The sequence below is a fragment of the Ewingella sp. S1.OA.A_B6 genome (assembly GCF_049889095.1).
In the GTDB taxonomy this organism is placed as follows: Bacteria; Pseudomonadota; Gammaproteobacteria; order Enterobacterales; family Enterobacteriaceae; genus Ewingella.
In genome coordinates this window covers 107212-130414 of sequence record NZ_JBLJFK010000003.1, presented here as the reverse complement: position 1 = coordinate 130414, position 23203 = coordinate 107212, and the positions used below count along the sequence as shown (strand labels likewise).

At 53.1% G+C, this 23203-nt stretch carries 17 protein-coding genes; 11 read left to right on the top strand and 6 right to left on the bottom strand.

Going from position 1 to position 23203, the window contains the following annotated elements; translation table 11 throughout:
• Positions 1-10: 10 nt before the first annotated feature.
• The 3 genes from bglX to malT all read right to left on the bottom strand — a co-directional run bounded on the left by bglX (position 11) and on the right by malT (position 5848).
• The gene (gene bglX / locus ACMV8I_RS10370; RefSeq protein WP_498865146.1) at positions 11-2308 is read right to left on the bottom strand and encodes a beta-glucosidase BglX; all 2298 of its coding nucleotides are present in this window, start codon (positions 2306-2308) and stop codon (positions 11-13) included.
• 270 nt (positions 2309-2578) lie between these two features.
• Positions 2579-2863 carry a YjcB family protein gene (locus ACMV8I_RS10365; protein WP_498865145.1) on the bottom strand — a complete coding sequence of 95 codons (285 nt, stop codon included), beginning with the start codon at positions 2861-2863 and terminating at the stop codon, positions 2579-2581.
• 261 nt (positions 2864-3124) lie between these two features.
• Positions 3125-5848: an HTH-type transcriptional regulator MalT gene (gene malT, locus ACMV8I_RS10360; protein ID WP_498865144.1), complete on the bottom strand. Its 2724-nt coding sequence runs from the start codon at positions 5846-5848 to the stop codon at positions 3125-3127.
• A gap of 294 nt (positions 5849-6142) precedes the next feature.
• Here malT and malP point away from each other — a divergent pair, with 294 nt between their 5' ends.
• Together malP and malQ are read left to right on the top strand one after the other, a co-directional pair.
• Positions 6143-8548: a maltodextrin phosphorylase gene (gene malP, locus ACMV8I_RS10355; protein ID WP_498865143.1), complete on the top strand. Its 2406-nt coding sequence runs from the start codon at positions 6143-6145 to the stop codon at positions 8546-8548.
• Positions 8549-8558: 10 nt separating this feature from the next.
• On the top strand, positions 8559-10649 hold the full coding sequence (gene malQ, locus ACMV8I_RS10350; protein WP_498865142.1) for a 4-alpha-glucanotransferase: 2091 nt from the start codon (positions 8559-8561) through the stop codon (positions 10647-10649).
• A gap of 298 nt (positions 10650-10947) precedes the next feature.
• Here the strand turns inward: malQ and malG are convergent, their stop codons facing one another.
• The 3 genes from malG to malE all read right to left on the bottom strand — a co-directional run bounded on the left by malG (position 10948) and on the right by malE (position 14714).
• Positions 10948-11838: a maltose ABC transporter permease MalG gene (gene malG, locus ACMV8I_RS10345; protein ID WP_498865141.1), complete on the bottom strand. Its 891-nt coding sequence runs from the start codon at positions 11836-11838 to the stop codon at positions 10948-10950.
• Between the two features lie 22 nt (positions 11839-11860).
• A complete protein-coding gene (gene malF, locus ACMV8I_RS10340) occupies positions 11861-13429 on the bottom strand; it encodes a maltose ABC transporter permease MalF (protein ID WP_498865140.1) in 1569 nt (522 codons plus the stop codon).
• A gap of 70 nt (positions 13430-13499) precedes the next feature.
• Positions 13500-14714, bottom strand: coding sequence for a maltose/maltodextrin ABC transporter substrate-binding protein MalE (gene malE / locus ACMV8I_RS10335; protein ID WP_498865139.1), 1215 nt, complete (start codon positions 14712-14714; stop codon positions 13500-13502).
• Positions 14715-15153: 439 nt separating this feature from the next.
• On the opposite strand from malE, the gene malK reads away from it, so the two are divergent.
• From malK to msrA, 9 genes are all read left to right on the top strand, one after another.
• Entirely contained in the window at positions 15154-16263 is a 1110-nt protein-coding gene (gene malK / locus ACMV8I_RS10330) for a maltose/maltodextrin ABC transporter ATP-binding protein MalK (RefSeq protein WP_498865138.1), read from the top strand.
• A 26-nt stretch (positions 16264-16289) separates the two neighbouring features.
• Entirely contained in the window at positions 16290-17588 is a 1299-nt protein-coding gene (locus ACMV8I_RS10325) for a maltoporin (RefSeq protein WP_498865137.1), read from the top strand.
• 220 nt (positions 17589-17808) lie between these two features.
• The gene (malM, locus tag ACMV8I_RS10320; RefSeq protein WP_498865286.1) at positions 17809-18729 is read left to right on the top strand and encodes a maltose operon protein MalM; all 921 of its coding nucleotides are present in this window, start codon (positions 17809-17811) and stop codon (positions 18727-18729) included.
• 234 nt (positions 18730-18963) lie between these two features.
• Positions 18964-19602, top strand: a complete 639-nt coding sequence (locus tag ACMV8I_RS10315; RefSeq protein WP_498865136.1) for an RpiB/LacA/LacB family sugar-phosphate isomerase — start codon at positions 18964-18966, stop codon at positions 19600-19602.
• Positions 19603-19699: 97 nt separating this feature from the next.
• Positions 19700-20401, top strand: a complete 702-nt coding sequence (locus ACMV8I_RS10310; RefSeq protein ID WP_498865135.1) for an acid phosphatase — start codon at positions 19700-19702, stop codon at positions 20399-20401.
• A gap of 440 nt (positions 20402-20841) precedes the next feature.
• On the top strand, positions 20842-21093 hold the full coding sequence (locus ACMV8I_RS10305; protein WP_498865134.1) for a helix-turn-helix domain-containing protein: 252 nt from the start codon (positions 20842-20844) through the stop codon (positions 21091-21093).
• Positions 21094-21266: 173 nt separating this feature from the next.
• On the top strand, positions 21267-21473 hold the full coding sequence (locus ACMV8I_RS10300) for a hypothetical protein (RefSeq protein ID WP_498865133.1): 207 nt from the start codon (positions 21267-21269) through the stop codon (positions 21471-21473).
• Between the two features lie 234 nt (positions 21474-21707).
• Entirely contained in the window at positions 21708-22313 is a 606-nt protein-coding gene (msrB, locus tag ACMV8I_RS10295) for a peptide-methionine (R)-S-oxide reductase MsrB (RefSeq protein WP_498865132.1), read from the top strand.
• Positions 22314-22367: 54 nt separating this feature from the next.
• Positions 22368-23096, top strand: coding sequence for a peptide-methionine (S)-S-oxide reductase MsrA (gene msrA, locus ACMV8I_RS10290; RefSeq protein ID WP_498865131.1), 729 nt, complete (start codon positions 22368-22370; stop codon positions 23094-23096).
• The last annotated feature ends 107 nt before the right edge of the window (positions 23097-23203 follow it).

Here is a 23203-nt window from a genome sequence, read left to right as displayed (position 1 = left end):
CGAATACAGATTATTTCAGCAGGAAGCTGGTGGTCTTAACATCTTGTGAATCCAATCCAATGAATACGTTGAATTTACCGGGTTCTGACGCCCACTTGAGCTTGTCATTGAAGAAGCGTAAATCTTTTTCGTTGATAGTGAAGGTCACGACTTTCTCTTCGCCAGGAGCCAGGTCAATTTTCTCAAAATTCTTAAGCTCTTTGACCGGTCGGCTGATCGAGGCTGCTACGTCTTGCAGATAGAGCTGAACGATGGTTGCGCCACTGAGTTTACCGGTGTTTTTGACCGTTACACTGGCGGTCAGTGGTGTGCTGGTGCTCATTGTGGAGGCTGAAAGCGACACGTCAGACACGCTGAACTGGGTATAACTCAGGCCGTAACCAAAGGCGAAAAGCGGGCCGTTGGTGATATCAAAATAGCGCGAAGTATATTTATTAGGTTTTTGCGGATTAAACGGGCGACCGGTATTAAGCACGCTGTTGTAGAGCGGGATCTGCCCCACGGAGCGTGGGAAGGTCATCGGTAACTTACCTGATGGGTTGTAATCACCAAACAATACATCGGCAATCGCGTGGCCGCCCTCGGTACCGCTGAACCAGGTTTCCAGCATCGCGTCAGCGATATCATTTTCCCACGTTAAGGTCAGCGGACGACCATTCATCAGCACAATCACCAATGGTTTACCGGTGGCTTTTAGGGCTTTCAGCAGGTCGCGCTGGCTTTGTGGAATGTTAAGTTCAGTTCGGCTGGAAGCCTCATGAGCCATGCCTTGTGCTTCACCGACTACCGCGACGACCACATCGGCTTTTTCGGCGGTTTTCACCGCTTCATCAATCATTTCCTGCGCCGGACGCGGATCGTTAATGACCTGTTTTTCATATTGATTCAGGAAGTCGAGGAGCGCCGGGTCGTTAGAGATGTTGGCACCGCGTGCATAAAGCAGCGTCGCTTTATCACCGATGGCCTCTTTCATTCCCTGCAGCACGGTAACGGCCTGATTGGCTTTCCCGGCGGCTGACCAACTCCCCATGACGTCACGCTGGCTATCTGCCAGGGTTCCGACTAACGCAATGGTGCCTTTTTTCTGCAACGGCAGGGTTTCATGCTCATTTTTCAGCAACACCAGCGAAGTGCGGGCCACTTCACGCGCTTCTGCGCGATGCAAACGGCTTTCAGCATTGGTATCCACCGGATCACTGGAAGCCGGACCTAAATGACGGTACGGGTCAGCGAACAGCCCCATGTCCCATTTTGCGGTCAATACATTACGGACTGAGCGGTCGATCTCTTTCTCGGTAACAATTTTGTCGGCGACCAGGCCTTTCAGATACTTGCCGTACATGTTGTCGGCCATGTCCATATCGACACCCGACTTCAGCGCCATAGCCGCCGCCTGGCGATCATCCTGTGCGACGCCATGCATCACCAGGCCACCAATCGCGCCGTGGTCGCTGACGGTCAGGCCTTTGAATTTCCACTGGTCGCGTAAGATCTGCTGTAATAACCACGGGTTGGAGGTGGCCGGAATGCCATTTATCGAGTTCAATGCCACCATCACACCGCCGGCGCCGGCGTCCAACGCGGCTTTGTAGGGGGGCAGGTAGTCGTTGAACATGCGGGTCAGGCTCATGTCGACAGTATTGTATTCACGGCCGCCTTCGACGGCACCATAGAGTGCGAAGTGCTTGACGTTCGCCATCACCGCATTTGGCGCGGACGGGTCATTGCCCTGATAAGCAGAGACCATTTCATGGGCGAGACGGGATGTCAGGTAAGTATCTTCGCCGAAGCCTTCAGAAACCCGACCCCAGCGCGGATCGCGGGTGACGTCGACCATGGGTGAGAAGGTCATGTTGAGGCCATCGGCAGCGGTTTCTTCAGCGGATATCCGCGCGCTGGTGGCCACGGCATTCATGTCCCAGCTGGCTGCCAATCCGAGGCTGATCGGGAAAATCGTACGCTGACCGTGAACGACGTCATACGCATAGAATAGAGGAATTTTCAGACGGCTATGTTGTACTTGATCCTGCATGCGACGGATGTCGGGTTTGGTCACCGTGTTGAACATACCGCCGACTTTATCGGCGCGGATATCGGCCATGATGGCTTCTTTCTTATAGTCAGGCCCCACGCTGACTAAATTGAGTTGGCCGATTTTTTCATCCAGCGTCATCTGTTTCATCAGATGGGAGATAAACGCTTCGCGCTCTTTCAGCTGATCTTGTGGAATACCCGCCGTTTGTTCTGCAAACAACGAGGTGGAACCTGCCATTAACACGAGCGCGCCAATCAGGTGATGCGTATTCATTGAGTATCCTTCAGACAAAAATCGTACTGCCGTAGGGCGAAAATCAGCAGCAAGAAAGCAAACAAGATAATGATCATTCTAAGAAAATTATAGCGTGAGAATCTAATACGTCACTTCGCTTATAAGCAATGAATACTTTTATAAAAAACAATTTGCGCAGAGCGAGGCGTTGCACCTCGCAATCTACGCTGAATTGAAAGTTGATGTACAAAAACTCTTTTGAGGAAGCGCGCAGTTTCCAATTTTTAGGATTGCACGCCACGGGCTGAATTAATAATAGAAGGGCATATCGGTCGGGGTTTTACTCATGGTGTCTATAAAGACGTCCTGGGTCACGGCCCAGAAATGTGCAACAGCGTCGGCGTCATAGGTGATGCCCATCAGACCCATGACGAAGAAGCAGGTGATGACCAGACCGACACCGCTGAAAATGAATGCCATAGCGTTACGGCTGGACTGGCGACAAACGATATTCAACTGGCTGGTGCAAAACATCAGAAATGCACTGAGTAATTCCCAGCGCATCATCATGAAACCAGCGGCTAACGTGCCCATCTAACGTCTTCCTTCTTAGCGTCGCTGCCTGAATTGCACCACGCTGGCTGCCCGGAAGGACAAAACACGCAGGAGGCGCAAGGCGGTGCAAACATAAAATGTGATCTTCGTCACATTATAATGGGCGAGGTTTGGAAGATCAAAAAGTTTAGCAGCGGAAAAATTATCGTCAGGCTTGTTTCGGCTAGCTGAAGACATAAAAAAACCGCCAAAAAATCATGGCGGTTTTTTTATGTCGAACTGACAGGGTTGAGGAGCGTGTCAGGCACCATAACCCATCACCTGCAACAGATGTTGCGCCTGAGAAACCGCATCCTGGCGGTGGGTAACGCCCAGTTTTTGATACAAATTGCGGATGTGAGTTTTGATGGTGGTCGAGGCTACCGTCAGCTCACCGGCAATCTGATCATTGCTGTAACCGGAGTAAATCAGTCCCAGTACCTGCCACTCGCGCTGGGTCAGTGGGCTGGTGCGGATAAGCTCCGGGACCTGGGGATGGGTAAGCAATTTATTCACAAAGCCTTCGTCGAAATGGGCAAATTTGTGCCGGTGATGCTGGTTTATATCGCGCAGGATTTTCTGCGCCCGGCGCTGTTCCATATCCGGCAATAAGTTGAGCTGAATCAGCTGACGCAACTGCTGCGCCATCATCTCGCCTTCAATGACGAAATGGCTGACAAATCCGGTGCGGTTAGAGAGCTCAAGCGCTTCAATCAGTACGCGCTGGGCTTCGTTCTTACGGCCAGTATGCCAGTAGAGCATGTTGCAGAGGATCAGGTTGCGATTGAGGTCGCTGACCAGCTTCAACTGACGGGCGTTGGTATTAAGTTCATCAATGACCACTTCGGCTTCGTCGAACTGCTCTAGCAGGATCTGCACGCGGGCTATGTTGCGCCACTGGCCTTGCAGGAAGTGATTATCCGCCATGCCCGGCTTGGACGTCTGATTCAGCCAGCTGCGCGCCGAGGTTTTATCGCCGACCATCTGCCAGTAAATCACCCGCGGTTTATCGGCATTAGTCAGCCAGTCGGTATGGTATTGCCCGCTTTGCAGCAGAGTTTCGCAACGCTGCAAATAGCTGTGCGCATTGTCGAGATGGCCGCGCGCCAGCGAGCATTTGGCCAGCATCGCCAGACATTGCAATTGCTGCTGAGGTTGAAAGTTAGCCAAGACTTCGAGGCCCTCGCGGGCGGCGTTTTCGGCGTCGTCAAGGCGTGCCCATGACCATAGGAGCTGCGAGCGCAGACGCAGCAGAAACTCATGCATTGGCAGTTGCTCAAGGTGCTGCTCGCGCACCAGTTCAAACGCCTTGTCCTGCGTTTCATAGGCGGCCTGTAAAAAACCCTGAGCAATCAGGATTTCGCTCTGTTGCAGCAGTGCCCACAGCGCGTAGTGATAGGCTTCGTGGCGGCGAGCGATCTGTTCCGTTTGTTGCATCAGCGGTAGTGCACGGCTTAAGTCGCCTTTGCAGTGCTGAATTTCACCGGTGACCGAGGTGGCGACAATGCGACTGTAGAAGCTGGAGTTGGGCAGGTAGCGCAACGCGTGGACGGCCAGTTTTTCCGCTTCATCCTGCTTACCGTCATTAATTGCCACCTGCGCCCGCAGTGCGTCGAACTCGGCGCTGAGGGTTTTATCCATCTCGATTTTTTCGCGCTGCATTTCGTTTTCAGCCCGTTCCAGCAGCATTTCTACTTCACCGTAACGGTGCTGACTTTGCGCCAGCCAGGCCTGCAACAGGGCGAGTTTAGGGTTCTCAATCAATCGCTCATACGGCAGCGCATTCAGGCATTCTTCCAGCAGTGCCAGCTCGCTCTGATTGAACAGTGGCCAGGCATGTTGCAGCAGAATGTCGCGCAGTAAATTGGTATTTTCGGCACCCAGCGCATGGTGAATTGCTTCAGCCGGGAAACCCAGCGCCAGCCAGCCTTCCGCCGCAGAGCAGTGGATCGCTGGCAGCTCGGCCGACAGTTCCCACTGGCAGCGCTGGCGCAGGAAAGTGGCGAACAGCGGGTGAAAGTTGAACCACTCACCGCTGTCATCCATGCGGTGAATAAACAGCCCCTGACGCTCAAGTTCTTCCAGCCGTTGTTGGCCGTTATCTTCTCCGGTCAGTTTGACGATCAGAGAATCATTCATTGACCGCAGCAGCGAGCAGCGCAGCAGGAAGTTACGGGTGGGGGCATCGACGTGGTCCAGCACTTCATCCACCAGGTATTCCGACAGATGGCTGGCATTCAGGCCGGCCAGTTTTTTGGCCGATTGCTGGGCCGAGGCGGTGGATGCGCTTGACTGGCGCGCTGACAGCGCAATCAGCTGCAGCGCCGTGGCCCATCCGGCGACGTCGTCACATAGACGGCTGCTGTCAGCCTGCTCAATCGGCTCTGCCAGACGGCAGTCAAAGAATTGCTGAGCTTCAACATGGTTGAAGGCCAGCTGTGATGCATTCAGCTCCAGCAGTTGATCACGTACACGCAAATTAGCGATACCCAGCTGTGGCAGGGTGCGTGACAGAACCATCAAGGTGACATTTTCCGGCTGATGGCGCAGGAAGAAACGCATGCTTTCGTGAATGGCATCATTGGAAATCAGATGATAATCATCAATTACCAGCAGCAGCGGGCGGTGCCAGTCGGACAGTTCGACAAACAACTGGGCAAACAGCGCTGACAGGCTGGCGTACTGACGTTTCTGGCTAAGTACTTCGCTTTTGAGACAGTGCCCCCCGGTAGCCTGCTGAATGGCGGCCACCAGATAGCTGGCGAAACGTTCCGGCTGATTGTCACTTTCATCCAGCGAATACCAACCGAGATCGCTTTTGCCTGCTGCCCAGTGGGCGATCAGCGTGGTTTTCCCGTAGCCGGCGGGGCAGGCGACCAGGACCAGACGGTAATTTTGCGCAGAGGCCAGTTTTGCCAACAGACGATCGCGTACCACCGTGTTTTGCAGCCGCACCGGACGGCTCAGTTTCGAAGGGATCAGCATAGTTTTCGATTCTTATGATGGTAAACCAGAAGAAAGTATATTTATTTTACAGCGTGTAATAATGTTCATAAGGTCTGCCAATGCGAGAGATATTGCAAGATTGTTACACTTTCACGTTTCGTTAAGTTGCTCTGAGTCACAGTTTCAGTGGTTGTTTTTACACGAATTAATCCCGTCTGTACTACGCCCTTTATCTCCTCCCCTCTCTCATCCCTCGCGGGATGATGCCTCTCAACAGGCTTACCTTCAGCATATCGTTAACGTCTGCAAGAATTATCTGTTCAGAGAGGAATTATGTCGCAATTCACATTAGAAAAAATGCAGTTTCAGGATGCCCTGACCCGCCAGTGGCAAGGGTTTGGTCTGCAAAGCGCACAGGATATGACACCGCACCAGTGGTGGCAGGCGGTCAGTGGGGCACTGTCTGAACAGCTGGCCGCGAGGCCGGTGGTGGAAAAACAGAAACAGGATCAGCGTCACGTAAATTACATTTCGATGGAATTTTTAATTGGCCGGCTGACGGCCAACAACTTAATTAACCTCGGCTGGTACGACACGGTGCGTGACGTACTGTCTGAGCAGGGCGCTGAACTGGCCGATGTGCTGGAACAGGAGACCGATCCTGCGCTGGGGAACGGCGGCCTGGGCCGTCTGGCTGCGTGTTTCCTTGATTCAATGGCGACGGTTGGGCAGCCTGCCACAGGTTACGGCCTCAATTATCAGTACGGTTTATTCCGTCAGTCATTCGACGAAGGTAAACAGCAGGAAGCCCCGGATGATTGGCATCGCGAAAGTTATCCGTGGTTTAGCCACAACAGCCGTCTGGCGGTGGATGTTTCCTTCGGCGGGAAATTGGCGAAAGACAGTGCTGGCGTTGAACGGTGGCAACCTGCGTTCAGTCTGCGCGGCGAAGCCTGGGATCTGCCGGTCGTTGGCTATCGTAATGGTGTCACCCAGCCGCTGCGCCTGTGGCAGGCGACGGATATCCACCCGTTCGATCTGACCCTGTTCAATGACGGGCAGTTCCTGAAGGCCGAACAAAAGGGCATTGATGCCGCCAAACTGACCAAGGTACTTTATCCGAATGATAATCATCAGCAAGGCAAGCGCCTGCGACTGATGCAGCAGTATTTCCAGTGTGCCTGCTCGGTGCGCGACATCTTACGCCGCCATCACTTCCTCGGCCGCAGGATTGAAGATTTGCCTGACTTTGAAGTGATCCAGCTTAATGATACCCATCCGACTATCGCCATCCCGGAACTGCTGCGCATTCTGCTCGATGAACATCAGCTGACATGGGACGCCGCCTGGGCCATTACCCGTAAAACCTTCGCTTACACTAACCACACGCTGATGCCTGAGGCGCTGGAGTGCTGGGATGAGAAACTGGTTCGCAGCCTATTGCCGCGCCACTTCTCGCTGATCAAACAGATCAATGCCCGCTTTAAAAAATTAGTTGAAAAACAGTGGCCTGGCAACGATGCGGTGTGGGAGAAATTGTCTGTGCATCAGAACAAACAGGTGCGCATGGCCAATCTCTGCGTGGTCAGCGGGTTTGCGGTTAACGGTGTGGCAGCCCTGCACTCAGATTTGGTGGTAAAAGATCTGTTCCCTGAATATCACCAGTTGTGGCCGAACAAATTCCACAATGTCACCAACGGCATCACGCCGCGCCGCTGGCTGAAACAGTGTAACCCGGCGCTCTCTGCGCTGATTGACGAGAGCCTGAAAACCGAATGGGTCACTCATCTCGATGCTCTGCAGGGGCTGGAAAAATTTGCCGATGACGCCGCCTTCTGTGAGCGTTATCAGCAAATCAAATACGATAACAAAGTGCGGCTGGCTGCTTACGTCAAACAACGCATGGGCATAACGCTAAACCCTGAGGCGATTTTCGACGTACAGATCAAGCGCCTGCACGAGTACAAACGGCAGCACCTCAACCTGTTGCACATCGTATCGCTCTACCGTCAGCTGCGCGATAACCCGCAGATGGACAGGGTGCCGCGCGTATTCTTGTTCGGGGCTAAAGCCGCACCGGGGTATTATCTGGCGAAAAATATTATTCATGCGATCAACAAAGTAGCCGAAAAAATCAACAATGATCCGAACGTCGCCGATCGTCTGAAAGTGGTGTTTATTCCTGACTACCGTGTCTCGGTGGCTGAATTGATGATCCCGGCCGCGGATGTGTCCGAGCAGATCTCAACGGCAGGCACCGAAGCCTCCGGCACCGGCAATATGAAGCTGGCTCTGAACGGTGCGATGACCGTAGGTACCCTCGATGGTGCTAACATCGAAATCGCTGAGCAGGTCGGTGAAGAGAATATCTTCATCTTCGGTAACACCGTCGATCAGGTCAAAGCACTCAAAGCAGACGGTTATGACCCGTTGAAATGGCGTAAAAAAGATAGCCATCTCAACGCGGCGCTTAAGGATCTGGAAAGCGGACTGTTCAGCGATGGCGACGAAAAAGCGTTCAGCCTGATGCTCGACAGCCTGCTGGAGGGTGGCGACCCGTATCTGGTATTGGCCGACTTTACCGAGTACAGCCAGGCACAACAGCAGGTTGATGCTTTATACCGTGATAAGGCGCAGTGGACGCGACGTACTATTCTCAATACTGCCCGAGTCGGCATGTTCAGTTCAGACCGTTCGATCTGCGATTATCAGCAGCGGATCTGGCAGGCGAAACGCTAAAGGAGCTGGAATGGAGAGCAAGCAACTCGAACAGGCGGCGATCCAGGCTGGGATTGCTGCCGGATACATTAACGCCCATGGCAAACAACAGGCCATCGCGACCGCGACAAAGTTGGAACTACTGGAGGCGATGGGTTGGAAAGCAGGCCAACCGCTGGCTACCGACATACCGTTACCGGGAGTGAAAGTGTTCGTCAAAGGCAGCCGCCTGGCATTGCCGATCGGTGGTGAGGGTGAATTTCAGTGGCAGTTACAGCTGGAAAGCGGCGCGGTTCAACAGGGTCGCACCAGCGCGAAAATGACGCTGGCGTTGCCGGGCAGAATTCCCACCGGCTATCACCAACTGACGTTGACCCAGAATAGTCAGAGTTGGGTGTGCCGCATTATCGTTACCCCAAAACGCTGCTATGAACCCGATGCGCTGCTGGCGGGTAAAAAACTCTGGGGTGCCTGCGTACAGCTTTATACGCTGCGTTCGGAAAAAAACTGGGGCATCGGTGACTTCGGCGATTTGCGTCAGTTGGTCAATGAGATGGGCCAGCGCGGCGGTGCTTTTGTTGGCCTCAACCCGATCCACTCCCTTTATCCTGGCAATCCGGTGGCGGCCAGCCCGTACAGCCCGTCATCGCGGCGCTGGCTGAACGTCATTTATATCGACGTCAACGCGGTGGAAGATTTTCAGCTCAGCGAACAGGCACAGCGCTGGTGGCGTGAACCGCAGACACAGAGAACCCTCCAGGAGGTGCGCAGCAGTGCGTGGGTGGATTACGGCCGTGTGATGCCTCTGAAACTGGCCGGTTTACACCTTGCGCATCAGCAATTTGTGACGCGCAGTGCCAGCGATCCTATGCAAAAGACATATCAAAAATTTGTCCGTGAAGGCGGTGAAAGCCTCTACCAGCAGGCGGCGTTTGATGCCCTGTTCGCCCATCTGGCGAAACAGGGAGAAGAACCTCAGGGTTGGACGCACTGGCCGGAGAAATACCGCAGCGCACAAAGTGCCGCAGTGAAAGCCTATTGTGAACAGTATGAAAGCGAAGTCGATTTCTATCTGTGGTTACAGTGGCTGGCCGAGTGGCAATTTGCCCGCTGTTACCACGATAGCCAGCAGGCCGACATGCCAATTGGCTTATACCGCGATCTGGCGGTTGGCGTTGTTGAAGGTGGCGCAGAAACCTGGGGCGATCGCGATGTCTATTGCCTGAAAGCCTCAGTTGGCGCGCCGCCGGATATCCTTGGGCCACTCGGCCAGAACTGGGATCTGCGCCCGATGGACCCGCACGTGATGATTAAGCGTGCCTATCAGCCGTTTATCGACCTGCTGCGATCCAACATGACCCACTGCGGGGCATTGCGTATTGATCATGTGATGACGCTGTTGCGGTTGTGGTGGATCCCTTACGGTAAGACGGCGGAAAACGGCGCCTATGTGCTGTATCCGGTGGACGATCTTCTGGCGATCCTCGCACTGGAAAGTCAGCGTCACCGCTGCATGGTGATCGGCGAGGATCTCGGTACGGTGCCGGTGGAGATTGTCAGTAAGCTGCGTGAAAGCGGGGTTTACTCCTACAAAGTGTTGTACTTCGAACACGATACTGAGAACACATTCCGCGCACCGCAGTCCTACCCGGTGCAGGCGATGGCAACCATCACCACGCATGACTTGCCGACGCTACGTGGCTACTGGCAGAACGATGATCTGGCACTGGGCAAAAAGCTTGGTTTATATCGTGACGAAGACGTGTTGACCGAACTTTATGCCGACCGCGCTCGCGCACGACAGGGCCTGCTCAATGGCTTGCATCACCACGGTTGTGTGCCAAAAAGCACCGGTCACAAAGCGGATGTCATGCACATGACGCCGACGCTTAATCGCGGCCTGCAACGCTATGTCGCAGACAGCGCCTGTGCATTATTAGGCTTACAGCCCGAAGATTGGCTGGATATGCAGGAGCCGGTCAACATCCCCGGCACCAGCGACGAATACCCGAACTGGCGGCGTAAACTGACTCGCACACTGGAAGAGATGTTTGCCGATGACGACGTCAATAAGCTGATCAAAGATCTGGATAAACGCCGCAGGAAAGTGTCGGTGAGTTGATGTCATAGTGTTTAAGTCAATGGCTTAAAAAGGTTTCTGATGCAGGTCAGAAGCCTTTTTTTTGGGGGCGTCATGTCCTGCGCACCTCCCAAAAAAAAGCGACCTATATAGGCCGCCCAAGACTTCAGACACAGATTCCCCTTCATCCTTCACGTTGCAGATGCGTTGGCTACACTCACTCACCCGAATCACTGACCTGAGTCAGCTCATCGGGAATCGTTCATTTCCCTCCCTCCTGCAACCCGAATGATTTTGGGTACATTTCCAAACAAATGACACCAAGGGTATTGCAATAAATCTAACCTTTTACGCCGCCCGCCGTTAACCCGCCGACCAGCCAGCGTTGAGCAATCAGGAACACCGTGGTAATAGGTATAGCAGACATAATCGCTGCTGCCGCAAAGTCGCCCCACAGGTAGTTTTGTGGATTCAGATATTGCTGCATTCCCACGGCCAGCGTGTAGCTGCTCACATCCCGCAGCAGTAACGATGCCACCGGAACTTCGGTAATAGCCGCGATAAACGACAGAATAAACACCACCGCCAGAATCGGCACCGACAGCGGCAGCAGAACCAGCCTGAATGCCTGCCACGGTGTCGCGCCATCGATCGCGGCGGCTTCTTCCAGCGAGTTATCGATGGTTTCGAAGTAGCCTTTGATGGTCCAGACGTGCAGCGCAATCCCGCCCATATAAGCGAAGATCACCCCGCCGTGCGTGTTCAGCCCGAGGAACGGCACGTATTGGCCAAGGCGGTCGAACAGCGCGTAGAGCGCGACCAGGGAAAGTACCGCCGGGAACATCTGGAAAATCAGCATGCTTTTCAGCAAGGTGCTTTTGCCACGAAAACGCATGCGGGCAAAAGCATAAGCGCAGGTCGTAGAGAGCGCCACAATGCCCATCGCGGTGATCACGGCAATCTTGATTGAGTTCCATAACCACAACATCACCGGGAACGGCGGTGGGGTTAGGCTGCCATCGGCGTTGGTCACCGCCATGCCGAGCGCCAGTTTCCAGTGATCCCACGACACCTGGTCAGGAATAATACTGCCGGTGGCGAAGTTACCCGGCCGCAGCGAAATGGCGAACACCATCAGCAGTGGAAACAGGATCAGCGCCACAAAGCACAACAACAAGAGATGCGTCACGAACAGCCTGATTTTTTGCGACTTTGGTTTAACCATGGGCATTTTATTACTTCTCCTTAGTCGGCTAGTCGAACTTCATTCGGCTGGCTTTCAGATTCACAATCGCCAGCGCACCCACCAAAATGAAAATTAGCGTCGCGATGGCCGCAGCCAGCCCGAAGTCTTGCCCGCCGCCGCCTTCAAAGGCGATGCGGTAGGTGTAACTGACCAGCAGGTCGGTATGACCGGCTGGCGTGGTGGTGCCGATCATGTCCGGGCCGCCGTTGGTCAGTAGCTGAATCAGCACGAAGTTATTAAAGTTAAAGGCAAAACTGGCGATCATCAGCGGCGTCAGTGGCTTGATCAGCAGCGGCAGCGTGATGCGGAAGAAGTTCTGCATCGGCGTGGCGCCGTCCATTGCGGAGGCCTCGTAGAGATCGTCGGGAACGGCTTTCAGCAGGCCCATACACAGGATCATCATGTACGGATAACCCAGCCAGGTATTAACAATGATGATCATAGTTTTGGCGGTCATCGGATCGCTAAACCACGCCGGCTTGATGCCAAACAGGCTGCTGAGCATCAGATTGATCTCGCCGAAGCTTTGATTGAATAAACCTTTGAAAATCAAGATCGAAATAAATGCCGGGACGGCATACGGCAGGATCAACAACACCCGATAAATCGCTTTGCCTTTCAGCGCTTCCCATTGCACTACGCAGGCCAACACCATGCCCACGGCCACGGTCAGCACGACGGTCAGCAGTGAGAAAATAATGGTCCAGACGAAAATCGACAGGAACGGCTTCTGGATGCCGTCGTCATGCAGTATGCGCAGGAAGTTGTCCCAACCAATATTAACGGTAAAACCGGGGCTGATTTTTTCGGCCTGCCACTCACCGCTCGCGTTCACCTGCTGATAAAAACCGCTCTCCATATTGGGGCGGTAAACGACTCCGGTCTGCACGTTGGTCAGCTGTTTGCCGTCATCGGCCTTCTTGTACAACGGCTGGCTGCCGGAGAACTGGCGCAGCGAACTCATGCGCAGGCTTTCGCCATCAGGCAGTTTTACCGTCAGTTGCCCCAGTGCCTGACGGTTTTGAGTAATAACCCGCAGCCCGGCTTTTTCACCCTGTGGCATCGTCTGCGGCAAGAGTGCCAGCGTTTGGGGAGCGGTGGCGTTGAAGGCAAAAGGTGCGGAAGCCAGTATCTCGCCATTGTCAGGCGAGGTCAGTGCCAGACGCCATTGGCTGGCATTGGCAGGAAAGAGGGCGAACGTGTAGTTTTTGTCGGCCTGAAACTGGCGGTCCATGAGCACTGACTGCGCACGCTCAAACGTCAGTTGATTGGTGCTGCTGTAGTTGGTAAACGCGATAAAAATAGTACACACCAGTGGGAACAGCACGAACAGCGACATACCCGCCAGACCCGGATACACGTAGCGCCATGAATAGGCGCGACGGTTGGCGTAAATATACAGGCCGGTGCCAGACAGCAGCAGCGTCAGCATGGCAAACAAATATTCCCCCTGCGCGTACATCAGTACGATCAGGTAACCGGTGAACAGTGCGAACAGGCTGACAACCAGCCATTTCAGGGCATCGCTTATCTGCCCTTTTTTTCGAAGAGGCAGTCCGGTTTGAGCTGCTTGCATAGAGTGATCATCCTTCAAGTTGAAGCTGTGGCGTGAAGGCAGTCATGCGCTTCACGCCAGTTTTTACGTGTTACTTGGTGACGCGAGTCTCGGCTTCTTTCAGCGCCTGTTGCACCGTCTGACGGCCATTAATGGCGTTGATAATTGCGCTGCGCTCCGCATACCAGAAGGCGCTCATTTGCGGAATGTTTGGCATGATTTCGCCGTTTTTCGAGTTAGCCATGGTGGCTGCGATACGCGGATCTTTTTCCAGCTGCTCCTGATAAGATTTCAGTGCAACGGCGCCCAGCGGTTTGTCTTTGTTGACTGCTGTCAGACCTTCATCGGTCATCAGATAGTTTTCGAGGAACTCTTTTGCCAGTTCTTTATTCGGGCTGGCGGCGTTAATTCCCGCGGTCAGTATGCCGACAAACGGCTTAGATGGTTTGCCGTGGAAAGAAGGCAACAACGTCACGCCGTAGTTGATTTTGCTCTTGTCGAGGTTTGACCATGCCCACGGGCCGTCGATAGTCATTGCGGTCTGGCCTTTGTTGAAGGCGGCTTCAGCAATAGAGTAGTCGGTGTCGGCGTTGATGTGCTTGTTCTTCACCAGATCGAGGATGAATTGCAGCCCAGCCTGTGAACCCGCGTTATTCACGCCAGTGTCTTTGATGTTGTATTTACCGTTCTCAAACTTGTACGCATAACCGCCATCAGCGGCAATGATAGGCCAGGTGAAGTAGGGTTCTTGCAAGTTCCACATGATGGCGCTTTTACCTTTGGCGCGGAGCGCTTTGTCCAGTGCCGGGATCTCTTCCCAGGTCTTCGGCGCTTCTTTAATGATGTCTTTGTTATAAATCAGCGACAGCGCTTCGACCGAAACCGGATAGCCGATCAGCTTGCCGTTGTAGGTGACTGCGTCCCAGGTGAATGGGAAGAGTTTATCTTTGAACGCCTGATCCGGGCTGATCTCAGCCAGCAGGCCAGACTGCGCGTAACCGCCAAAACGGTCATGTGCCCAGAAAATGATGTCAGGACCGTCACCGGTGGCGGCAACCTGCGGGTACTTCTCTTCGAGTTTGTCCGGATGTTCTACCGTGACGTGAATGCCGGTGTCTTTCTCGAATTTCTTACCGACTTCCGCCAGGCCGTTATAGCCTTTGTCACCGTTGATCCAGATGACCAGTTTGCCTTCTTCTATTTTGGCAAAGGCAGAGGAGGACAACACCAGCGTAGCCAGCGCTGACACTGCCAGAGTGTGTTTGACCAATGTCTTTATATTAAGAGTCTTGATGCTGAGAGTCATAATCCAGTCCTTTTGAGGTCCTGTAGGGAGTCGGGTTCTTATGTGACGTTCGGATGCTTATCAGACGTGAAGAAAAGCTTGCCAGACCAGTGTCGGCGATAAGCCAGTGCGGCTTCATCATCCCCCTCTCTACGCCCCCGGCTCTGGTTGTGTGATCCAGTTAACACTGCCGCGCCTTTTGTGGATCACTACTCAATAATAGGGGGCGTATTTTGCAACTCAGATCACGAATTTGATTTCTGGTGTGAACTTTCATTCGTTAATACCACAAGCCCTTCCTCCTCCCTTCTCCCCCATGAAAAACGTTGTTACGGATGATTACCTATTCTGCCTATTCCCTCACTCTTCCTGACATTCAGTTCCCTTGCTGACAAGGCACATCACCTCGCAGTTGCCTTGCCTCACAGAACGTTTTTATCAGTCAGTTCAGGAGTCGGGTATGGCGGGCGTATCACTTCGTAATATCTACAAAGCCTTTGGCGACATTGTGATCTCAAAAGACGTCAATATTGAGATTGAAGAGGGCGAGTTCGTGGTGTTTGTCGGGCCATCCGGTTGTGGGAAATCCACCCTGTTACGCATGATTGCCGGTCTTGAAGACATTACCTCCGGCGAACTGCTGATTGCCGGTAAGCGCATGAATGAAGTACCGCCGGCCGAACGCGGCATTGGCATGGTGTTTCAGTCCTATGCCCTTTACCCACACCTTTCCGTGGCCGAAAACATGTCGTTTGGTTTGAAGCTGGCGGGTACCAAAAAAGCTGAAATCATCCAGCGGGTGAATCAGGTCGCTGAAGTACTGCAACTGGCCCACTTACTGGACCGCCGTCCGAAAGCATTATCCGGCGGGCAGCGTCAGCGCGTGGCGATTGGCCGCACGTTGGTGGCTGAACCGACGGTGTTCCTGCTGGATGAGCCGCTGTCAAACCTCGATGCCGCGTTGCGTGTGCAGATGCGCATTGAGATCTCCCGTCTGCATAAACGTTTGAAACGCACCATGATTTACGTCACGCACGATCAGGTCGAAGCCATGACGCTGGCCGATAAAATCGTGGTGCTCGACGCCGGTGGTGTCGCGCAAATAGGTAAACCCCTGGAGCTTTATCACTATCCCGCCAACCGGTTTGTTGCCGGGTTTATTGGTTCGCCAAAAATGAATTTCCTGCCGGTGAAAGTCACCGGCGCTGAAGCCGAACGTGTGCAAATCGAACTGCCTGACCGCCAGCGCGTATGGCTGTCGGTGGCAGGCAAAGACGTCACCGTCGGCACTAATCTGTCTCTGGGGATCCGCCCTGAACATCTCTTACCGAGTGATATCGCGGAAGTGACGCTGTCAGGTCTGGTGCAGGTGGTCGAGCAACTCGGCAACGAAACCCAGATTCATATCCAGATCCCGGCTATCCGTCAAAACCTGGTGTACCGCCAGAACGACGTGGTGCTGGTAGAAGAAGGTGCAACATTCGCCATTGGTTTGCCGCCACACCGCTGTCATCTGTTCCGTGAGGATGGAACAGCCTGCCGACGGTTACACCCCGAACCCGGTGTTTGAAAGCACGCGATCCCCTACAGGAGAAAATGATGATCACAATGCGTAATTCCTCTCTGGCGCTGGCAGTGGCTGCTGGCATCCTTTCTACACAAGCAATGGCAGTCGATTTTACCGGTTATGCGCGTTCTGGCATTGGCTGGACCGGCAGCGGCGGCGAGCAACAATGTTTCAAGGCAACCGGTGCTGAAAGTAAATACCGTCTGGGCAACGAATGTGAGACCTATGCCGAGTTAAGGCTTGGGCAGGAAGTATGGAAAGAAGGGGATAAGAGCTTCTACTTCAACAGTAACGTAGCGTATTCCGTTTCACAGCAGAACGACTGGGAGTCAACCGATCCGGCTTTCCGTGAGGCTAACGTCTTAGGTAAAAACCTGATCGACTGGCTGCCAGGCTCCACCATGTGGGCCGGTAAACGTTTCTATCAGCGTCATGACGTCCACATGATCGACTTCTACTACTGGGATATTTCCGGTCCGGGTGCTGGCCTGGAAGATGTCGATCTGGGCTTTGGTAAACTGTCTGTAGCGGCCACGCGTAACACAGAAAGCGGCGGCTCTTACGGTTATATCGCTGACCAGCGTAACGAAATGCCGACCTCCAACGACGTCTTCGACGTGCGTCTGGCTGGTCTGAATCTAAACCCCGGTGGCGTGCTGGAACTGGGTGTGGACTATGGTCGTGCCAATGCGCGCGACGGCTATTCACTCTCGGATGATGCCACCAAAGACGGCGTGATGCTGACCGCAGAACATACGCAAAGCATCTATAACGGCTATAACAAGTTTGTGCTGCAGTACGCGACTGACTCGATGACTGACCCATCCACCGGTGCGGCAACCGGTCACTCGAATGGTGCGAGCATTAATAACAACGGTCATATGGTTCGTGTGATTGACCATGGAGCCATCGACTTCAACGATACCTGGAGCCTGATGTATGTGGCGATGTATCAGGATATTGACCGTGATAGCAACAACGGGAGTACCTGGTACACCGTCGGTGTGCGCCCAATGTACAAATGGACGCCAATCATGAGCACCTTGCTGGAAGTCGGTTACGACAACGTGAAATCCCAGCGCACCAGCGATACCAATGGACAGTACAAAGTCACGCTGGCGCAACAGTGGCAGGCAGGCAGCAGCATTTGGTCACGTCCGGCTATCCGCGTCTTCGCAACCTACGCAAACTGGGATGAGAAATGGGGCTACGACACTGACAGTGGCGTAAACAACGGTCTGGCCATGAACGACACCAGTACCCGTACTTTCAGCCGTGGTAACGACAGTGAAGTTACGTTTGGCGCCCAGATGGAAATCTGGTGGTAAAACCTTCGTCATCCTTCGAGCCACAGGCGCGTTGGCTGCCTGTGCTCACCCGAGTCACGTAGCGGTCTACGCTCCTCGGGATTCACACAGTAGCCGCCTTCCTGTGACTCGAATGATTTAGAAGGTTATGTGCCCAATATCAGAAATAGAAAAGATGTGCTGGCTGGCGGATTATCGCTGATGACCGCCAGCCTTCATGGTGATTCAAAAGGAAATAATGATGAGAAAAAATCTGCTGTCACTGTGTCTGTCATTAAGCTTATTGGCGATGACTTCCGCAGGTGTTTACGCGGCGCAAACTGATGCAGCGGTTGCGCCGGTGATCTCCGCTCAGACCTTACAGAAATTGTCGTGGATGCCGCTGGTTCCTCCGGTGACGCAGGATGTGACGCTCGGTACGTTTGGCGCACAAATCAATCAGGGCGATATTCAGGGCGCCGTTGCCGCCTATGCTTTGCCTGCCGACAGAGGATCGCTTGAAATTACAGTCACCAGCATCGCGACCGGTAAAACGCTCTACGCACCGAACGTGCTGGTTCTGGACGAACAGATGCGCCCGGCGGCCTATTATCCTTCGAGCTATTTCCCGTATGAAAAACCGGGCATTGTCTCCAGTGACCGTCTGGAAGGCACGCTGAAACTGACGCCCGCGTTGGGTCAGAAACAAATTTATCTGCTGGTCTACACCACCAAGCAAGACCTGGCGGCGACCACTCTGATGAGCAACCCGGCGAAAGCCTTTGCGGCGGGTGTCGGTAATGCCTTACCGGATATCCCCGATCCTGTGGCGCGTCATACGCCCACCGGCACATTGAGTATCAAAGTTCGCGCCGAGCAAAAATCGGGCAACATCATGATTGGTCAGATGCTGGACAACATTAATGGCAACAGCAGTGCGCCAGCCACCACGCCGATTATCGTCGGTCAGCAAGCTGCGCCAGCCCCTGCACGTACCGAGCAAGCTGCGCCAGCCAAACCGGCTGAACCTATGTTGTCTGATTCAGAAACGTACTTTAACGACGCGATTAAGAAAGCGGTGAAAGCCGGTGACGTTGATAAAGCGCTAAAACTGCTTGATGAAGCTGAGCGTCTGGGTTCTAAAACAGCACGTAAGACTTTTATACAAAGCGTTAAGCCCTAATTTTTAGGCCCCTCTTCTTTTCATCAGAGAAGAAAATCGGAACCCTCTTCTGAACCGGAGAGGGTTCTTTTTTTGTACGTCTTAATTCATGTCCCTGTATCGACACGATTCATGTGCACTTCTGGCTGCTGAAGGCAGCTTTTGCGAGCCTCATCACGCAATAATCCTGTCTAAAATTTCATAAAACGCTATCATTATAAAAATGAAATGGTGTTTTATTATTCTGGAGAGACGATGAAAATTGCATTGATGATGGAAAACAGCCAGGCCGCCAAGAATGCAGCCGTGCTGAAAGAGTTGAAAACCGTGGCAGATGAGAAGTCCTATCCGGTGTACAACGTAGGCATGAGTGATGAACAAGATCATCATCTGACGTATATTCATCTCGGCATCATGGCCAGTATTTTGCTGAATGCCAAAGCAGTGGACTTTGTGGTCACGGGATGCGGTACCGGGCAGGGCGCGATGATGTCACTGAATATTCATCCGGGCGTGATTTGCGGTTACTGCATTGATCCGGCAGATGCCTATCTGTTTGCTCAGATTAACAACGGCAATGCACTGTCGCTGCCGTTCGCCAAAGGTTACGGCTGGGGCGCAGAGCTGAATGTACGTTTCATTTTCGAGAAAGCGTTTACTGGCGTGAAAGGTGAAGGCTATCCGGCTGACCGTAAAGAGCCGCAGGTGCGTAATGCCGGGATCCTCGATCAGGTCAAAGCGGCGGTGGTCAAAGATAACTATCTCGACACCCTGCGCGCCATTGACCAGAGCCTGGTGAAAACTGCCGTCAGCGGTCCGCGCTTCCAAAAATGCCTGTTTGAGAACGGCCAGAATAAAGAGATTGAAGATTTTGTCCGCACGCTGCTAGGCTAAACATGCACGCGCCCTGCAACCTTGCAGGGCGCTGTCATAAAGCTGTCATACTGACTCATTACTCTTCTGATATCCCCCAAATATCAGGAGCACGCCCTTGCGTAAGTCCCTTGTTGCATTACTCTTTTTAACGTTTACCTCCGCCGCTTTTACCGTGCAGGCTGCGGAAGAAGCCAGGCCATTTATTACCAGCAAAGAGGTTGATCTCAGTAAATATTTGCCTGCGCCACCGGCGGATAATTCAGAGCAAACTAAAGCCGAGCTGAAAGAGTTGTTGGCGATTCAGGCCAGCCGCACGCCGGAACAAGAGAAAGCGGCGATTGCCGATGCACAGGAAAACGTCTGGCGCTTTGCCGACGTGATGGGACCGGAATTTACCGCCGAAAAATTGCCAAAAGTGGCCGCGCTGTTTGAGCGTGTCGTCGCGACCGAAGATGTGGTGGATGACTCCGCCAAGAAGTTTTTTAACCGTCCGCGTCCGTACATGTTGGATGAGCAAATTCACCCGCTGCTAAAAAAATCCAAATCGGGATCATGGCCGTCCGGTCACTCCACTGTGGGTTACCTGATGGCCACCGTACTGGCTGACATGGTGCCGGAAAAACGCAACGCGCTGTTCAGCCGCGCCGCCGGCTATGCCGAAAACCGTCTGGTGGCCGGTTTCCACTACCGTTCTGATACCGTAATGAGCCGCACCGGCGCCGCGTTGATCGCCCAGAAAATGGCCGAACAACCGGAATTTCAGACTGAGTTCGACGCGGCCAAAGCAGAATTACGCGGTCAGATGGGATTGAAGTAGGGTTTTAGCCGTGAGATTGGAATACGTCCCGCAAAACGTATTTCGCTTACTTGGTTACCTACCGGTGATTCTGTATAGTTGGCTTGCTGCAGCAAAATCTGCAGCCGGGATTATCAACCTGTAGGCCTTTCTACTGGCGACACTAAGCGCATTTATAACGCGGCCTTAGTGGCGATGCTTTAGCACACCCGTTACTTGCTTGATTTTTAAACGATGCTTGTAATGTTCTATGGTGGCTCAGGCGAGGCTGACTTCGGTCAGGCCGGTATTCCAGTAGAGCCGGTGTTGATAACCTCGTCTGGGCTACCACCCAAGAGATTATCAACTCTGGTGGTAGCTTCTACTTAATCTATTGGACGCTGCATCATGAAAAAAACATCCCACAGCCCGACTTTTCTGCCGTTCCTCACTCTGTCTTCTGTCACTGAAGGCGGTGCACAATGAAAATCAAACCCGACTGGCACCCCGCTGACATTATTGCCGGACTGCGTAAGCAGGGCACCACGCTGGCCGCGCTGTCGCGTGACTCTGGCTTATCGTCATCGACGCTCGCCAACGCCCTCAGCCGCCCCTGGCCAAAAGGCGAACGCCTGATCGCCGAAGCGTTAAACGTGAAGCCCAGTGAGATCTGGCCCAGCCGTTATTACGACCAGCACTTAGATAAGGTGATTGAGCGTAGAGAAAGGGGCTGACGTTTTACACGGTCAGTTTGCCGCTACATTGTGCAGAAAATAAAAGGCCACTCGGTTAACAGTGGCCTTTCGTCTGCTTAAGTGTTGCGTCTAAGGTTCATATTTGACACTTTTATCAAATTCCAGGGTATTTCACTCAAGGGAAAGCTAAATAGGGTGCAATAGGTTCAAATATGACACTTTTTGATTTTTCAACCCTTCCGCAAATTCTGACTCGCCAACTAAAACTGCAAAACATCACTTATGAAGAGATGGCCCTACAAATTGGTGTCTCTGTCTCCACATTTAAACGAATGATCGCTAACCCATCAGCGGCTAAGGCCGTCAATCTTCACACACTGCTGAACGAGCTGGGAATAAAAATATGGCTCGAAAAATAGAGGTGCGGTTGAACTTCGCACCGTGGCTTCCAGCAGTGGTTTGGCGGCATCATTTTATTTGTTATCAGATTAATAATATCCAGCCTATTTAGATCACTATTAGCTCAAATTGCAAAGAATGCTGAGGGAGAAGTATTTAAGGAAAATGGGGTCTGCTGCTGACTCGAAAAGCTTAATCTCTATGCTCGTCATCTTCGCCCGTTGCTGTATGAAAACCTCCGCAGGAAGACGACGTTGAGTTATCACAAAATGGTTAAACCTTCGGGAGGATTCGGTAACCCTTTCCTTTGTAGTCTGACGTCATTAATCGCAGACCGACGTGAGGCAATGATGATCAACAGACGTAATTTCCTGCTGGGCAGCTGCACGGTATCTGCTGTAGCAGCGCTGGGCTTATTCCCGACGCTGTTTACCCGCAAGGCTGACGCTCAGGCGAAAAATGAACGTTTTGAAGTCAGCCTGACTGACGCGCAGTGGCATCAGCGGCTGAGCGGGGCGCAATACTACATATTGCGTGAGGCCGGGACGGAACGCCCTTATTCCAGCCCATTAAATGACGAACACCGCGTGGGTGAATTTGCCTGCGCAGGGTGCAGTCTTCCTCTCTTTTCCTCTGCGACCAAATTCGACAGCCACACCGGCTGGCCAAGCTTCTGGAAACCATTGCCCAACGCAGCGCTGACCCGCCGTGATACCTCGCTGGGTATGGTGCGTGATGAAGTGCATTGTCGGCGCTGCGGTGGGCATCTTGGGCACGTCTTTGATGATGGACCACCGCCTACGGGGCAGCGTTATTGCATGAATGGTCTGGCGATGACATTTACACCGAAAGCGATGTGAATTGACGGTGACAATCTTCGCCACCCTCTGCGTAACTTACAAGTGAGTAGCCTGATGAAAACTATCCGTAAAAACATATTGTCGGTACGTAATTACAGCCTGATTGCCAGTCTGGTGGTGGCTTCCGCTTTTGCTTTTCAGAATAACGCCTGGTCATGGGGCGGTGGCGCGGAGCCAGCTGTCGTTATCCCAGCGCCGATACAGAATGAGCCTGCCGGTACGTCACACAGTGAGACGGCGCTGTTTGCCGGTGGATGTTTCTGGGGGATCCAGGGCGTGTTCCAGCATGTGAAAGGCGTGACCAGTGCAGTATCAGGCTATGCCGGTGGTGTGGCGCAAACAGCGAGCTATGAGCAGGTGAGCACGGGCGAAACCGGCCATGCAGAATCTGTTCAGATCACTTTCGACCCGACGCAGGTCACCTATGGCGAACTGCTGCATATCTTCTTCTCTGTGGGACATAACCCTACCGAACTTGACCGTCAGGGGCCAGACAGCGGCAGTCAGTACCGTTCTGCCGTGTTCCCGCTCAATAATGAACAGGCGCAGGTAGCAAAAGCCTATATTGCGCAACTCAACGCCAGCCAAAGCTACAGTAAACCGGTGGTGACTAAAGTCGAAAACAGCGGGCATTTTTTCCCTGCGGAGGCTTATCACCAAAACTTCCTGAATGATAATCCTGACTATCCGTACATTGTGGTGAATGATTTGCCAAAGATTAAGGATTTGCAGCACTACTTCCCAGCGGATTACCGCCAACAGCCGGTGCTGGTGAAACAATAGGGGGATGGTTTTAATTCAGACCGATTGTTTAAGGCTGCGCCATTTGTTGAGGCGCAGTTTCGCTATAGGGTTTACGCCCAGCCTTTTCATAACGAAGAATGCCACGA